At 31.9% G+C, this 15,663-nt stretch carries 14 protein-coding genes; 4 read left to right on the forward strand and 10 right to left on the reverse strand.

Annotated elements, in window-relative coordinates; genetic code table 11:
- Positions 1-25: 25 nt before the first annotated feature.
- The gene (locus RH98_RS05755; protein WP_010251565.1) at positions 26-2,089 is read right to left on the reverse strand and encodes a M13 family metallopeptidase; all 2,064 of its coding nucleotides are present in this window, start codon (positions 2,087-2,089) and stop codon (positions 26-28) included.
- A 945-nt stretch (positions 2,090-3,034) separates the two neighbouring features.
- On the opposite strand from RH98_RS05755, the gene RH98_RS05760 reads away from it, so the two are divergent.
- The 4 genes from RH98_RS05760 to RH98_RS15625 all read left to right on the forward strand — a co-directional run bounded on the left by RH98_RS05760 (position 3,035) and on the right by RH98_RS15625 (position 6,735).
- Positions 3,035-3,745, forward strand: coding sequence for an SCO family protein (locus tag RH98_RS05760; RefSeq protein ID WP_010251568.1), 711 nt, complete (start codon positions 3,035-3,037; stop codon positions 3,743-3,745).
- 470 nt (positions 3,746-4,215) lie between these two features.
- Entirely contained in the window at positions 4,216-4,452 is a 237-nt protein-coding gene (locus RH98_RS05765; RefSeq protein ID WP_026038763.1) for a FeoA family protein, read from the forward strand.
- A 27-nt stretch (positions 4,453-4,479) separates the two neighbouring features.
- A complete protein-coding gene (feoB, locus tag RH98_RS05770; protein ID WP_010251574.1) occupies positions 4,480-6,591 on the forward strand; it encodes a ferrous iron transport protein B in 2,112 nt (703 codons plus the stop codon).
- 6 nt (positions 6,592-6,597) lie between these two features.
- Positions 6,598-6,735, forward strand: coding sequence for a FeoB-associated Cys-rich membrane protein (locus RH98_RS15625; protein WP_141629423.1), 138 nt, complete (start codon positions 6,598-6,600; stop codon positions 6,733-6,735).
- Between the two features lie 85 nt (positions 6,736-6,820).
- Here the strand turns inward: RH98_RS15625 and trpA are convergent, their stop codons facing one another.
- The 9 genes from trpA to RH98_RS05815 all read right to left on the reverse strand — a co-directional run bounded on the left by trpA (position 6,821) and on the right by RH98_RS05815 (position 15,531).
- A complete protein-coding gene (gene trpA / locus RH98_RS05775) occupies positions 6,821-7,615 on the reverse strand; it encodes a tryptophan synthase subunit alpha (RefSeq protein ID WP_010251577.1) in 795 nt (264 codons plus the stop codon).
- Positions 7,605-8,798, reverse strand: coding sequence for a tryptophan synthase subunit beta (trpB, locus tag RH98_RS05780; protein WP_026038764.1), 1,194 nt, complete (start codon positions 8,796-8,798; stop codon positions 7,605-7,607). The genes trpA and trpB overlap by 11 nt, the downstream gene beginning before the upstream one ends.
- Complete coding sequence (locus RH98_RS05785) at positions 8,795-9,424, reverse strand: phosphoribosylanthranilate isomerase (protein WP_010251583.1); 630 nt, start codon at positions 9,422-9,424, stop codon at positions 8,795-8,797. The genes trpB and RH98_RS05785 overlap by 4 nt, the downstream gene beginning before the upstream one ends.
- Complete coding sequence (gene trpC / locus RH98_RS05790) at positions 9,424-10,212, reverse strand: indole-3-glycerol phosphate synthase TrpC (protein WP_010251585.1); 789 nt, start codon at positions 10,210-10,212, stop codon at positions 9,424-9,426. Before trpC ends, RH98_RS05785 begins: the two co-directional genes overlap by 1 nt.
- Positions 10,209-11,198 (reverse strand): anthranilate phosphoribosyltransferase, encoded by a 990-nt coding sequence (trpD, locus tag RH98_RS05795; protein WP_010251588.1) that lies wholly within the window; start codon positions 11,196-11,198, stop codon positions 10,209-10,211. Before trpD ends, trpC begins: the two co-directional genes overlap by 4 nt.
- A 4-nt stretch (positions 11,199-11,202) precedes the next feature.
- On the reverse strand, positions 11,203-11,763 hold the full coding sequence (locus RH98_RS05800) for an anthranilate synthase component II (RefSeq protein ID WP_010251592.1): 561 nt from the start codon (positions 11,761-11,763) through the stop codon (positions 11,203-11,205).
- 3 nt (positions 11,764-11,766) lie between these two features.
- Positions 11,767-13,155: an anthranilate synthase component I family protein gene (locus tag RH98_RS05805; RefSeq protein ID WP_010251595.1), complete on the reverse strand. Its 1,389-nt coding sequence runs from the start codon at positions 13,153-13,155 to the stop codon at positions 11,767-11,769.
- A 488-nt stretch (positions 13,156-13,643) separates the two neighbouring features.
- Complete coding sequence (locus RH98_RS05810) at positions 13,644-14,594, reverse strand: carbohydrate kinase family protein (protein ID WP_010251599.1); 951 nt, start codon at positions 14,592-14,594, stop codon at positions 13,644-13,646.
- A gap of 148 nt (positions 14,595-14,742) precedes the next feature.
- Positions 14,743-15,531: a lipopolysaccharide kinase InaA family protein gene (locus tag RH98_RS05815; protein WP_010251601.1), complete on the reverse strand. Its 789-nt coding sequence runs from the start codon at positions 15,529-15,531 to the stop codon at positions 14,743-14,745.
- Positions 15,532-15,663: the final 132 nt, after the last annotated feature.

Below are 15,663 nucleotides of genomic sequence, written 5' to 3' on the forward strand. Positions count from 1 at the left end.
TTTTTATTATTATTGACTCTGGTGATTACCAAATTTTTACTCTTTCTTCAGGTTTGATATATAATTTATCTCCTTCTTTAATATCGAATGCTTCATAGAAAGCATCTACATTTTGTAAAGGAACATAAGCTCTATAGTGACCTGGAGCATGTGGATCAGTTTTTACTTGATTTTTGATTGCTTCTTCACGAGCTTTAGTTCTCCAGATAGTTCCCCAAGAGATAAAGAAACGTTGTTCTGGTGTGAATCCATCGATAAGACCAGGATTACCAGCTTCTTTTAAATAAAGTTGTAAACCGTCATAAGCAGCGTTAACACCACCTAAGTCACCAATGTTTTCTCCAAGTGTAAATTTACCATCTACAAATACTCCTGGTAGTGGTTCTAAAGCACTATATTGGTCAGCTAAAGCATTTCCTAAAGTAGTAAATTTCTCTAAGTCTGCAGGAGTCCACCAATCGTTTAAGTTTCCATCTTTGTCATAACGAGCACCAGAATCATCGAAACTATGTGAAATCTCGTGTCCAATAACAGCACCTATACCTCCGTAATTAATAGCTTCATCAGCTTTATAATCATAGAAAGGTGGTTGTAGAATAGCTGCAGGGAATACGATTTCGTTATACAATGGGTTGAAATATGCATTTACTGTCTGAGGTGACATTCCCCAACGTGATTTATCTACAGGTTTTCCATAGTCAGCCACGTTTTTAGCTTGTTCCCATCTTTCTGCATTTTTCATGTTTTCAAAATAGTTACCACCATCTGCTTTAGATTTAATAGTCATAGCAGAATAGTCTTCCCATTTATCTGGGTAACCAATTTTGATAGTAGTAGTGCTTAATTTTTCTAAAGCTCCTTTTTTAGTATCTTCTGCCATCCAAGGTAAGTTTTTAATACGCTCACGGAATGCAGTTAAAACATTTTTAATCATTGCTTGCGCTTTAGCTTTAGCTTCAGCAGGGAATTTTTTCTCTACATAAAGTTGACCTAATGCTTCACCTACTGTACCATTTACTACAGCTAGTGCTCTTTCCTCTACTGGTCTTTGTTCTTTAGCTCCTTGTAAAGTTTTAGAATAGAATTCCCAGCTAGCTGTCTCCATATCAGTTGATAAGTAACTAGAATTTCCATTTACCAAAGTCCATTTTAAATAAGCTTTTACGTCAGCAAGATTTTTGTCAGAAAGGATATTATTTAATTCTTTCATATATTTTGGTTGAGAAACAATAACTTTATCTATGTTTTTCAATCCTTTTGCTTCAAAATAAGCTTTCCAATCAACGATAGGAGTTAACTTTTGTAACTCAGCTATAGTCATTGGATTGTAAGTTAATCGGCTATCTCTACGTTCAACTCTTGTAAGTCTTGGTTCAGCCATTTTTGTTTCTATTGCCAAAACGCGTTTAGCATCAGAAGAAGCATCTTCTTTGCTTTCACCTGCTAATTCTAACATACGTGCAACATGCGCAACATATTGATCACGTTTTTCTTTCATGTCTTGATCTTGTAATACATAGTAATCACGATCAGGAAGACCTAATGATCCAGTACTTACATAGATTGTATTTGCATTTGAGTCTTTTGCATCAGCATATACATAAGAAGAGTAGATACCTAATCCACCTTCGTCAGCAAGATCATTAATTAATTTCACTACATCTGATGGAGAAGCAATTGCATTAATTTTATCTAAGTATGGTTTTAGAGGTGTTACTCCAAGTTCATTTCTAGTAGCTTCATCTAGATAAGTTTCAAACACAGCTACCGCTTTTGCTTGGTCAGATTTTGGATCTAATTTTTTATTAGCCACCGCTTCTTTTAAGATAGCTAAAGCATCATTGTCAGTGTTTTGTCTTAGTTCATCAAAACTTCCCCAACGTGTTCTGTCTGCTGGTATTTCAGTCTTGTCAAACCAAGCTCCATTTACATAACGGAAAAAGTCATCACCTGGTTTTACATTTTGGTCCATGTATTCCAATGTGATACCATGACTTTCGTTGTCTTCAGCATCAGCTTTTTTAGCATCTTTACAAGCTACTAGAGTAGCTATTGCAATTGCTGATGTTAATAATACTTTTTTGTTCATAGTAAAAAATAGTTTACGTTCTTTAATGATATGCTAACAAAAATAGAAAATATCTTTGTTAAATGTTTTTTTTCTTGTTCTTTTTTGTAATCTATCTATGAGGTTGACTTGTTTTTTGTAAAATAAAGAAGGTTTATGAAATTCCAGAAAACTAAAAAGTCAAGATGACTTTAACTTAATATCAGTCATCCAATTCATTGCAACTGTTTTATTTTTAAACTTTTTAAAAGTTAATCATTTAATTATTCAAAGGTCTTTTTGGATAGAAATGCCTATAGCAATAACGGCATATTTGATTCCTTATATGCCATTATTACTATAGACGATATGATTTTTTCAACAATGCGCCAACAGTGCTTCAAGATTCCTTCAACAAATAGCCCTCTATATGGAGCAATCATGGGGAAGTGTTGAAGAAGTGTTGAAGGACTTCGCTCTAATGCTTATGGATACTAGCTTTAGCAAGCATGCCAATTTTAACTCAATAGATTGTTTTTATTGTAAAGTGTTGTATTTTAGTTAGATATGTTTTTTGGGGTTAAAAAAAAAGTGAGGCGTTTTTTTTTTACTCAGATAATTAAAGTATTTACAATAAACTTCGTCGCCTAGTGATATGTAAAGAATCTATTTGATATAGAAATAATTGCTAACCCCTGTCTTAATAAACGAAATAAAAAAGATGATAAAGACGACTATTTTGATTACAAACTATAGAGAGAAAGAAATGTTAGGGAAAAAACAAAGGCTTGGTTAGATAGCTTTTGTTCTTTAAGCAATAGATTCGATACCACATTATTTAGTTGGATGATATGGAATTTTTTGGCTATTATCGTTATAGGTCTAAGGAAATTTCAGAAAACTAATAAGTCAAGATGATTTCTATTTATAATGTCTTTAACCTTTATTTGTATCTGAATTTGTAAGTTTGCATAAACTCAAATTATTATGTTACAGTTCTTCAAAAAATATAGATATTTTTTTATATCCTTTTTTGTTCTTTGTGCTATTATTATGGGCTTGTTTTACAATGCACTAAAGTATAGAAAAACACTTCCTATATATACACCTGCTATGGTAAATCCTGAATTAGTAGATAGTTTAATACAGCATGAAGCGAATAAAGCAAAGCATCGAATAGCCCCTTTTAAATTCGTTAATCAAAATGGAGATACAATTAGCAATAAAGATTATGATGGACATATTTATGTAGCCGATTTCTTTTTTACTACCTGTCCTACAATTTGTCCAATTATGGGAGACAATATGGTTTGGTTACAAGAGAAAATAAAAGATTTACCAGGAGTTAAGCTATTATCTCATACGGTTACACCTGATATCGATACTGTCGAAGTATTAAAACAATATGCGATTGATAAAGGAGTAGATGATAACGTATGGAATTTGGTAACGGGTGATAAGAAGGATATTTACTTTATTGCGAGAAATTCATATTTAGCTGTAAAGACGGGCTCGCCTGAAGAGATGTATGATATGGTTCACACTGAAAATTTTATTTTAGTAGATGGGGCAGGTCGTATACGTGGTTTCTACGATGGAACGAATTTAGATCAAAAAGACCCAGAGAACAAGAATATGCTGGAACTGTGGGAAGATATTCAATGGCTGTATGAGCATGAGAAGGGAAAAGAAAAGTAATTAATTTATCAATAAGAAATTGAATAGTCAAGGCTAGAAGGATTAACCCTTCTAGCCTTTTCTTTATCAATAAATCATTTAACGAAGTTATAATTAGCACAAGTAAAGTGTTAGATAACTTATTAAAATGACTACTAATGATATAGAGATCTGCACCCTTATTTCTGCATTCTCATTTTTTTAGGGACATTTATGGAAGAGGTGTTGAGACAATATAAGTAAAAAGGGCTTCTATCAATTAGTTTATCAATAGCATCTTGTATAGGTTATCATTGTTTAGATTGGGTTGAAATCTCGATAAGAATAGTAGCGTTTTATTAGTAGATAGTGAAAATTAGTAGGGTTAAATACTTGATTGTTAAATTCAAATCTTAAAGAATAGTAGGATTACTAATAATAAATCTTTCATTATTAATGCAATAAAAGTTTATATTTCTGTATTTTTGCAATCTGAATTAAATCCAAATAAAGTGAATATAACTTTAGACTTATTGAAGAAAAACCAAAAAGGGGTCATTGCGGAGTACGATATGCATAATGTTCCTTTGAAATTATTAGAGATGGGATGCTTACCAGGCAATGAGGTAAAGCTACTTGAGGTGGCTCCTTTGGGAGATCCTATTTATTTATGTGTCAATGATACACATTTATCTATTCGAAAAGAGTTAGCTCGCGAGATTGTTGTAGTGATTACAGATGAAAAATAGTTATAGTTAAGTTATCAATTTATTTTAATGAAGAATAATATTAAAGTTGCCCTAATCGGTAATCCGAATGTTGGTAAAACTTCTGTGTTTAATGCACTTACAGGATTAAATCACAAAATAGGTAATTATCCAGGTATAACTGTTGATAAAAAAAGTGGTAATGCAAGGTTGAATACTGATGTTTCTGCTACTGTTATCGACTTGCCAGGAACATACAGTATAAATGCTAGCTCACTAGATGAGCGTATTGTCTTAGATTTATTGTTTGATCCATTGAACAAAGATTACCCTGATGTGGTAGTGGTAGTTGTGGATATCGAAAATCTAAAAAGAAACTTATTACTTTTTACACAAATTAAAGAGTTAGGTATTCCTACTATCTTGGCTATTAATATGGCTGATCGTATGGATGGTTTAGGAATTTCTCTTGATATTCCTTTATTAGAGGAAAAATTAAAAACAAAAGTAGTTCTTGTTAGTGCAAAGAAAAAACAAGGGATTTCTGATTTAAAAGAAGCAATCTTGCAGTATGATAATACTTCAAGTGAGCCTTCATTAAATGCTACTCTAGTGGATCCAGCTTTTTTTGATAAATTGGCAGCTACTTACCCGACTGAAAGTGTCTATAAATTATGGATGATTTATTCTCAGGATCTTGCTATTGGAAACATTACTAAAGATTCTATTACAGAAAAGGGAATCCATCTGGACGAAAGTGAAGTTAAAAGACTTCAACAAAAGAAAACGATTAAACGCTATCAGTTTATAAATGATTTATTAAAAGAAGTTTATAGAAAAGATAGTAAGTCTGCTACTGATTTTCGTAGTAGAGTTGATCGCGTTCTTACCCATAAAGTGTGGGGATATGTGATTTTCTTTGCTATTATGCTTTTGGTGTTTCAAGCTATTTTTGAATGGTCTAGTATTCCAATGGATTGGATAGAAGACCAATTTGCAGCTTTATCGTCTTGGGTACATGAAGTAATGGAACCAGGTAAGGCAACGGATTTAATAGCTGACGGTATTATACCAGGTATTGGGGGTATAATGCCTTTTATTCCTCAGATTGCTATCTTATTTATGTTCATTTCTATTTTAGAGGAAACTGGTTATATGAGTAGAGTAGTATTCTTGATGGATAAGTTAATGCGCCCATTTGGATTAAGTGGAAAGAGTGTAGTGCCTTTGATTTCTGGTAATGCTTGTGCTATCCCCGCTATTATGTCTGCTCGTAATATCGAGAATCCTAAAGAACGCTTATTGACTATTTTAGTAACCCCTTTTACTACATGTTCTGCTCGTATACCGGTGTATATTATTTTAATAGCATTAGTTATACCAGAGACTCGACTTTTTGGGTTTTTAAGTTTACAAGGTTTGACATTGACTATATTTTATTTATTAGGATTTTTCTCAGCGCTTATTGCTTCGATGATTTTAAAATATTTTATAAAGTCTCCATTTAAATCTTATTTTGTAGTAGAGATGCCTAACTATAGAATGCCTATTATTAAGAACGTATTCCTTACGATGTATGAGAAAACGAAAGCATTCGTAGTAGGAGCAGGTAAGATTATCTTTGTATTATCAATTATTATTTGGTTTTTAGGTGCTCATGGACCTGGAGAAAAATTTGAGAACGCTGAAGAATACATTACTGAAAAATACAAAGGTCAAGATTTATCAGAAGAAGAATTAGATGATAATATCGCTGGTTATAAGCTTGAAAATTCGTATATTGGTATATTAGGTAAAACAATAGAACCTGTAATAAAACCATTAGGTTATGATTGGAAGATCGGAATCGCTGTGATTACTTCTTTTGTTGCTCGTGAAGTATTTGTAGGTACACTAGCGACGATATATAACATTGGTTCAAGTGGTGATGACGATGATGAGGCAGGTACTATAAAACAAAGAATGGCAGCTGAAGTATGGCCAGATACTGGAGAAAAAGTATTTACATTAGCTAGTGGTTTATCACTAATGGTATTTTATGCTTTTGCTATGCAGTGTGCCTCTACGGTTGCAATTACAAGACGAGAAACAAAGTCTTGGAAATGGACAATATTTCAATTGGTGTTTATGACAGTGTTTGCATATGTTGCAGCATTAATCACTTTTCAACTCTTAAAATAAAGTAAGATGGGATATCAAGAAGTGATAGCTTACGGTTTATTAATTATCGCAGTAGGTTATTTTATTAAAAAAAGCTTCTGGAAAAATAAAGGAGGCAAAAAAGGACCTTGTGGTAAAGACGGCGGCAGTTGTGGCTGTTCTTAATCCATAAATTATTACTGATAATTAAACACAATAGCCAGTTAGGTCAAATTTCCTAACTGGCTATTGTGTTTAATAATTATTGAAATTAGTTAGAAATTGTTGTTTCTATTCCTCTAATTCCATTTACGAAATTACTAATGCTTTCTTGCGAAATTCCATTTTCATTTATATGTTTAATAAATGCTGTTCCTATAATCGCTCCTGAACTATACTGACATGTTAATTCATAAGTAGTATGATCATATATACCAAAACCTATAAGAAGAGGATTAGTTAACTGCATATCTTTAATTCGTTGATAATAATCTGTTTGAGTATTTAAGTCCTTATTAGCTCCTGTTATACTATTTGAAGATACCATATAGAGAAAACCATTTGTGTTTTTGTCTATTGTAGAGATACGTTCTGCAGGAGTCTCATTACTGATTAACATGATGTTGCTTATGTTATGTTTCTTAGATAGAGCTTCAAACTTACTTTGATAATAATCTAATGGTAAGTCTGGAAGGATTACACCGTCTATTCCTATTTTTGCACATTCATTATAAAATGCTTCGATACCATAAGCAAGTACTGTATTTAAGTATCCCATTAACACAATAGGTATTTGAGTGCTTTGCCTAATATCTTTTAACTGATTTAAAAGTAATTTTAATGTCATGCCATTATCAAGTGCTTGTTGACAACTCGCTTGAATGATAGGACCATCAGCTAAAGGATCTGAGAAAGGTATTCCAATTTCAATGAGGTCAACGCCTGCTTTATCTAGATGGTTTATTATCGTGGTTGTATCATTAATAGTAGGATAACTTGCAGTAAAATAAATGGAAAGGATATTATTTTTTTTACTATTGAATAGTTGTGTTAGTTTATTCTTCATGATTAAAAAATTTTGAGTAGGTTAACATGTCTTTATCTCCTCGACCTGAAACATTTACCACTACTATATCGGTAGGTTTTAAGTCCATTTTATTTAGATAGGCTAGAGCATGAGCTGATTCTAGAGCAGGGATTATGCCATCAGTACGCGTAAGGTGAAACGCTGCTTGTATTGCTTCGTCATCTGTTACACTATCTACATGTATTTTCCCAGTATCATGTAGGTAGGCATGTGCCGGTCCAATTCCTGGATAATCTAATCCCGCTGAGATAGAATAAGGTTCTATAATTTGTCCATCTTCTGTTTGAATTAAATATGTCTTACTACCATGAATAATTCCTTGTTTTCCTAAAGCAATAGTTGCTGCTGTTAGGTCAGTGTCAGTTCCTTTACCTGCTGCTTCTATGGCTATTAGCTTAGTGTGATTATTATCTATAAAGTGATAGAAGGCTCCCATGGCATTACTACCTCCCCCTACACAGGCAATGACATAATCAGGATTAGTAGTCCCTTCTTTTACTAATAATTGTGATTGAATTTCTTCGCTAATAATAGATTGAAATTTAGCTACCATATCAGGGTAGGGATGAGGGCCAACTACTGAGCCAATTACATAATGAGTATCTGTTGGATTATTTATCCATTCTCGTATAGCTTCATTGGTAGCATCTTTGAGTGTTTTACTTCCACTAAGTGCCGGAATTACTTTTGCTCCTAGCATTTGCATCCTTTCGACGTTAGGTTTTTGTCTTTCTATATCATGTGCTCCCATAAATACAATACATTCCAGACCTAATAAAGCGCATGTAGTCGCTGTTGCTACACCATGTTGTCCTGCTCCTGTTTCTGCAATAATTCGTTTTTTGTTTAATCGCTTTGCTAGTAATATTTGTCCGATTGTATTGTTTATTTTGTGAGCGCCAGTATGATTAAGGTCTTCTCTTTTTAAGTAAATTTTTGCCCCATACTGCTTTGATAAGTTAGTAGAGTAAAAAAGAGGAGTAGGTCGCCCCACATAATCATGTAAAAGTTGTTTTAATTCTTTTTGGAAGTCGCTGTCTTCTATTATTTTAAGATATTGTTTTTGCAATTCTGCAACATTGCTATAAAGCATCTCCGGTACAAAAGCTCCTCCATATTCTCCGTAATAACCTTGCATATCTGGATTGAATGTTTTTTTCATGATTTAATTATTTTGATGATTTTTTTTGTCTTTTCTTTATTTTTAAGTGCCGGCTTATCTTCCAATTGACTATTGAGGTCAAAACCTATTAAGCGTGAATCTGTTATTAGTTGTATTGCCTCATTTATATTTTCTATACCTAGTCCACCGCTTAGCAGAAAAGGGGTAGAAGAATTATAATATTGCAATAGTGTCCAATCAAATGAATTTCCACTTCCTCCATAATCTGGTGTTTTTGTGTCTAAAAGAAAGATATCGCAGTAATCCTCATAAATAGGTAATTGTTTAAAATCTGATTTAGAGTTAATTGAAATTGCTTTAATTACTTTTATAGCTTGATCTTTATAAAACTTGCAGTCCTCTGAACTTTCATTACCATGTAATTGTATATAGTCTAGTTTATATTTCTTTACGGTTTTAAAAACTGTTTCTTTTTCTTCATTAACAAAGACACCAACTTTTTGTATATTATTAGGAATCTCTTCAATAGCTTCTGGTGGATAATTCAATCCAATAAATCGTTTTGATTTTGAATAAAAGATGAAGCCTATATAATCAATGTCGAGAGAAGTAATTGCTTTAATATTTTCTATTTCCCTCATTCCACATATCTTGATCTTTTTCATTAGGATAAAGTTTTAATAAGTTCTTTTAACTTTTGTGCAGGGTCTTTATCCTTCATAAAGTATTCCCCCATTAAAAAACCTGAAAAACCATTCTCCTTTAAATGTTTAATAGACTCTGTATTATCAATACCACTTTCTGCTATTTTTACTGCATATGAAGGCAAAAGTTGGGCAAGACGAATACTATTCTCTATGTCAACTTTAAAAGTATTTAGGTCTCTATTGTTTATACCTATTAAATCAAATTCAGTTGATTGATGTGCAATAATTTCTTCTGCGTTATGAGTCTCAAGCAATACCTCTAATCCTAATTGGTGAGCATAATGTGTAAGACGTTTAACTTCTTCTGTTTTCAACATTTTAGCAATTAATAGTATAACATCTGCTCCAGATGCTTTTGCTTCAGCTATTTGATATTCGCATAATACAAAGTCTTTTTGGAGTAAAGGAAGACTGATAGAAGCTCTTCCTATTTCAAAATCGGTAGATAACGCTCCAAAAAACTTTTGATCATTTAAAATAGATATAGCAGAAGCTCCTGAGGCTTGATAACCTTGTGTTATTTGTTTAATATCCGCATTTGGATGTATGATACCTTTGGAAGGAGATTGTCTCTTAAATTCAGCTATTATACCTTTCTGCGTTTTATCAATAATGTTTTCTTTCATAGAAAGACATGAACGCGAGAAAAGAGGACTCTTTTGCAGTGCTTGTAAACTCGTTTTTGAGATTCGTTCTTGTATCTCTTTTAGTTTGTTTTCTTTTATTTTAGTTAGAATTAGATTCATAGTTCTTTTAATATTTCAAATTTCTCTTTTGCTTTTCCTCCTAGTAAAGACTCCTTGGCTCTTTCTATTGCTTCTTTTATGCTGAGGTCTGGATGATAAGTTTGTATGGCAAGGGCACTATTTGCTACGACTACATTGTTCTGCTCGTCAGTACCTTTGCCCTTTAATATCTGCCAAAAGATATAAGCAAATTCTTCTACTGTAGTTCCTCCCTTTATTGCTGATGGAGATATGGTATTCATACCAAAGTAGGAAGCATCTGTAATCTTTTCTCCTTGATTATTTACAATCTTACATTCTCCTGTCAATGTACATTCATCATAGCCATCTAATGCATGAATGATACTATATTTAGTATTTTCCTGTTGCAAGAAATATTGATACATGCGCAAGAGTTCTAGATTAAATAAACCGACTAATTGTACTTTTGGCTGGGCAGGATTGGTCAAGGGGCCTAGCATATTAAAGAATGTTTTTATTCCAAGGGCTTTGCGTACAGGAGCTATTCTTTTCATTGCTGGATGGAATAGAGGTGCATGAAGAAAACAGATATTAGCTTCTTTTAGTTGGACTTTTAGTTCTTCTTCAGAAGCTCTAAAATGAATACCTAAGTTTTCCATCACACTAGAAGACCCTGATATTGAAGAAACACCATAGTTTCCATGTTTTGCGATGGGAACTCCCGCTCCTGCAATGACAAAAGAAGAAAGAGTTGATATATTAAAGGTGTCTTTTCCGTCTCCACCTGTTCCACAAACATCCATAGGATTGTATTCAGATAAATCCACTTTGTTTGACAAATCTATCATAGCTTCTCTAAAACCTTTTAGTTCTTCAAGTGTAATAGGGCGCATAATAAACATTGACAGTAATGCTGTCATTTGCATATCTGTATATTTATCATTCGCCATATTGATTACTATGTCTTTTGCTTCTTGTGATGTTAGTGTTTTATATTGTGATAAATGTTGTAGTATCTGTTTCATTTGTTTAGTTTTTTATCCAATTCGAAATCATTTGTTTTCCGTCTGCAGTAAGAACTGATTCTGGGTGAAATTGTACTCCTCTTATGTTATAACTCTTATGCTTAAATGCCATAATGTTTCCCTCTTGATCTTTGGCTGTAATAATGATATCAGGCGTAGGAGAATCAACTACCCATGAATGATAATGCCCTATAGTACTATAATTTTGTACATTGTCGAATAGATAGTCCTGATGTTGCAGATAAATAGGGGAGGCTATGCCATGCAAAGGTTCTTTTAGTCTTTTTAATTGCATTCCAAAGTATTCACCTAAAGCTTGATGGCCTAAACAAACACCGAGAATATCTTTTGTTGTTGCATATTGTTTAATGACTTCCATTAATTTACCTGCTTCACCTGGAATACCTGGTCCTGGTGATAACAAGATTTTGTCATATTGCTCAATTATAGAAAGGTCTATTTTATCATTTTTCACAATGTCTATATCCTTAATACCTTTTTCTTTTATGATATGAATGATATTGTGTACAAACGAATCATAATTATCAATTACTATTATTTTCATTTTTTAAATATTTTCGGCAAGTTGAATGGCTGTTCTTACTGCTTTTAGTTTATTGTTGATTTCTTTTAGTTCAGTGTGATTGTCAGATTTTGTTACAATCCCACATCCTGCTTGATAGCTTAATTCATTTTGGTAGCTTAAAATAGAACGAATAAAAATGGCGTGATTTATTGATCCATCTAAACCTAATATTCCAATAGCTCCTCCATAGTGACCTCGCGATTCAGGTTCATATTTATCTATTAACTGCATAGCTTTATGTTTCGGTGCTCCAGATAAGGTACCAGCTGGGAATGTATTAGTAAAAATGTCTATGGTGTTTGTATCTTTCTCAATTGATGCGCTGACCTTGGATACTAGGTGAATAACATGGGAGTAATATTCGATTTGTTTAAAACGTTCAACTTTAACTTCTGCACTATTTCTGCTTAAGTCATTCCTTGCCAAATCAACTAGCATTACGTGTTCTGCATTTTCTTTTGGATCTTCCTCTAAGGTCTTTGCAATTTTTGCGTCTATTGCTGTATCCCCATCTCGAAGGAAAGTACCTGCGATAGGATATATATATGCTTTATTTTCTTTTACAACTATTTGCGCCTCTGGTGAAGAACCGAATATTTTAAAATTGCCATAATCAAAGTAAAATAAATAGGGGGAAGGATTTATTGAGCGCAATGCACGGTAAACATTGAATTCATCTCCTTTGAACTTTTGTTTAAATTTTCTAGATAATACAAGTTGGAAAACATCTCCTCTAAAACAATGTTCCTTTCCTTGAGCAATTAGGTTTAAAAATTCCTCATCAGTTGTTTTGGTTTCTTCTCTGCCTGTTACAGTAAATGGAAAAAGACTTATTGTTTTTGTATTAATAAAGTCACTTATTTGGTCAATATTTGTTTGTTCATTGCTTTGTAAATGTTCAACAATGTATAGTTCATTTTTGTAATGATTAAAAACGATGAGGTATTTGAAAAAATGATATTGAAGAAGAGGAAGTTCATACGTATCGTTTTCAAACTGTATGTCCTCGAATAGGGGAATACTATCATAAGAAGTATAACCAAATACACCATTATTTATAAAGTCAATTTCTTTTGGCTTATTAATTGTAAAACTCTTGATAAAAGATTGGAGCTCATCATTAATACATATTAAATTAGTTTGTTTTATTTTACTTTCATTTTCAAATGTTGTAATTGTTGTGTGTTGTTTGTCAACAATAAAAGAAGCAATAGGGTTTAGACATAAATAGGAATAGCTGTTTTCTTTGCTATTGTAATCAGAACTTTCTAATAAAAAGCTGTGCGGAAATTTATCTCTCAGTTTTAGGTATAATTCAACTGGAGTATAAATGTCTCCTAAGATTTTTTTATAATTTGTAGTCATTTTCATTTTGTATTTATTTTAATTTTTAGAATAAAAAAAGCCTGCTAGTAAGTTCTAGCAGGCTATGTAATATTGTATATATAATTCTAATTATAGATGTTAATACGTCAATATAAAGTATGGCCAACTGAACCCTATTCTAGGATCTATTTGCCACCACCAGTTTGTATTTACGTATTGTATATTCATTATTATCAGTTCTATTTATTAATTAAGGTTGTATAAAAAAAGCCTACAGGTAGATCCAGTAGGCTTCTATATTAAAGATAATTATTCTCTATATGATTACTTCAATACAAACTATGACCAACTGAATCCTATTTTAGGATTTATTTGCCACCACCAGTTTGTATTTAAGTTTTGTGTATTCATTATTATGTAATAATCTGATGCTAAAGTATAAAATAATTTTTAATAAGCAATAGTAATTGTTATTTAAATGTATAAAGTGTTAAAAGAATAACTTAACAACTTATTTCATTATTTGTAACCTATTATTCTTCTGTTTTATTTTTAATAGTGACAGTTGTGATCTCATTATCTGAAAATATATTTTCAGTATGAAATAAAAAATAATCCTCCAATTCATATTCTGGACATGCTCCAGCTTGAGAAGTTATAAAGGCTCCTAATGAAGAAGCTTTTTTTATTGTTTCTATTGGATCAAAAGATGTTAGTTTTTCTGCTAAAAATCCGGCTAGAAAAGAATCTCCACTTCCAACAGTATCTTTTATTACTATTTCTACGGAAGGAAAGTGAAATAACTTGTCCTCAAAGTAATAAATTCCTCCTTTACTTCCTTTAGAAACAATTATTTCTTGACATTTAAAGTGGTCTTGTATGTATTTTATACTTTCTTCTTCATTTGTATAAGGCTTTTCTATTTCTTCAAGAATCTGTCTAAGTTCAGCTTTATTCATTTTGATGAGGTTAGCTTTATGCATTAATTCTACAACAAATTTTATATCGTAATGAGGAGGTCTAAAGTTAACGTCAAATACTTTATAAGGGGCTGCTTCTAAAAGGCTTTCTAATGTTTTGCGTGTATGTTGTTTTCGGCTCGCTAGAGTTCCAAATACAAAGGCATCAGATTTTCTAACAATATCTAAATCTTGTGGTCTTAAGTCTATACTATCCCAAGCACTGTTTTCTAGAAAATCATAAGAAGCTTCGTTTCTGTCATCGAAAGTAGCAAATACAGTCCCTGTTTGACTATTTTCATCAATTTGTATTTGGTCAGTAGAGATGTTGTTTTTCGCTAAGGCAGTTATAATTTTAGTGCCTAAATCGTCTTTTCCGAGTTTAGTAATTACTCTTGAATCAATGCCAAATTTATTAAGATGATAGGCTACATTTAGAGGTGCTCCTCCAATTCTTTTATAAGTAGGGAATATATCCCAAAGCACTTCACCAAAACACACTACTAATGGAGTCTTCTGTATCATAGTATTTTTGTTTTCAATTTCAAGACTAAGGTACGACTTTGTCCAATGTGTTTGATTATTGCTTTTTTAATATTTTTTATTTGTCAAATAGTTTCTTAAGTATTATTAAGCAAAAAAGGAACATCAATTATCGATGTTCCTTTTGTTCCTAAATATTATGGATGTACTTTTTTAAGCGAAGTTTAATCTCCTTTTTCTTATAGAATCTAAATTGAAATTTTATAGTTTCTAGCCAAAGTTTAGTAAACACCTCCTTTGAATTTTTGCCTAGCAAATTGGCGTAATGATTTGCCATTTGCTCAATATCTTGAATATTCGTAGTTAGATGAGATAAGTTTTTCATTCTGTTTGAAAAATTCATATGGTCATGAAACTTCATACGATTTAAATCTACTAGATAGAATTCATATCTATTGTCATCAACTTTTTTAATCAAGGTATTTCCTGGAGAGTGATCTAAAAACTCTACTCCTTTTTCATGTAATTGAAACGAAAATTCTGTAAATTGTTTAAGTATTTCTTCACGATTAGGATACTCTTGATTTGTTAGTAATTCCCTATAGGTAATATCACAGTTTAATAACTCTGAGACATAGTAGCTTTCCTTTAAACGAGTTTTAGATGTAAACTCTACATATCCAACTGGTGCAGGTGTATTAAAACCGAGATTGATTAGTTTCTCTGCATGTAGATATGAACGTCTTGCCTTTGGTTTTCTGAAGAATCTGTAGACATATCTATTGATAATGTTAGGCATCTTAAAAGATTTTATAGCTACTGTTTTACCATTGGATAAAGTGGCTAACTTAATTGAGTTTCTAGTTCCTTTAGCTAAATAAGTATTTATTTCATCATAGGCATTAATTAAAGTTAAGATTTCATCATTTAGTTCTTTATATAAGGGATTGATAATCGCATTTACTTCTAATTTTGTCATAGTCTATCAGTAATTACAATTCTATAGTAAAATTACTACTAAATTTAAAAACTACTTTTAGTTAATAATGCGAATTATAGATTTTAATTTATTGATTATTAGTGTTTTGAGTAATTAAGTGCTTAATTATGA

This window comes from Myroides injenensis M09-0166, from assembly GCF_000246945.1.
Taxonomy (GTDB): domain Bacteria; phylum Bacteroidota; class Bacteroidia; order Flavobacteriales; family Flavobacteriaceae; genus Flavobacterium; species Flavobacterium injenense.

What these genes read in the sequence shown, in the direction of transcription:
- RH98_RS05755 (WP_010251565.1), bottom strand. Translation starts at nt 2,089, where the DNA reads ATGAACAAAAAAGTATTATTAACATCAGCAATTGCAATAGCTACTCTA.
- RH98_RS05760 (WP_010251568.1), top strand. Translation starts at nt 3,035, where the DNA reads ATGTTACAGTTCTTCAAAAAATATAGATATTTTTTTATATCCTTTTTT.
- feoB (WP_010251574.1), top strand. Translation starts at nt 4,480, where the DNA reads ATGAAGAATAATATTAAAGTTGCCCTAATCGGTAATCCGAATGTTGGT.
- RH98_RS15625 (WP_141629423.1), top strand. Translation starts at nt 6,598, where the DNA reads ATGGGATATCAAGAAGTGATAGCTTACGGTTTATTAATTATCGCAGTA.
- trpA (WP_010251577.1), bottom strand. Translation starts at nt 7,615, where the DNA reads ATGAAGAATAAACTAACACAACTATTCAATAGTAAAAAAAATAATATC.
- trpB (WP_026038764.1), bottom strand. Translation starts at nt 8,798, where the DNA reads ATGAAAAAAACATTCAATCCAGATATGCAAGGTTATTACGGAGAATAT.
- RH98_RS05785 (WP_010251583.1), bottom strand. Translation starts at nt 9,424, where the DNA reads ATGAAAAAGATCAAGATATGTGGAATGAGGGAAATAGAAAATATTAAA.
- trpC (WP_010251585.1), bottom strand. Translation starts at nt 10,212, where the DNA reads ATGAATCTAATTCTAACTAAAATAAAAGAAAACAAACTAAAAGAGATA.
- trpD (WP_010251588.1), bottom strand. Translation starts at nt 11,198, where the DNA reads ATGAAACAGATACTACAACATTTATCACAATATAAAACACTAACATCA.
- RH98_RS05800 (WP_010251592.1), bottom strand. Translation starts at nt 11,763, where the DNA reads ATGAAAATAATAGTAATTGATAATTATGATTCGTTTGTACACAATATC.
- RH98_RS05805 (WP_010251595.1), bottom strand. Translation starts at nt 13,155, where the DNA reads ATGAAAATGACTACAAATTATAAAAAAATCTTAGGAGACATTTATACT.
- RH98_RS05810 (WP_010251599.1), bottom strand. Translation starts at nt 14,594, where the DNA reads ATGATACAGAAGACTCCATTAGTAGTGTGTTTTGGTGAAGTGCTTTGG.
- RH98_RS05815 (WP_010251601.1), bottom strand. Translation starts at nt 15,531, where the DNA reads ATGACAAAATTAGAAGTAAATGCGATTATCAATCCCTTATATAAAGAA.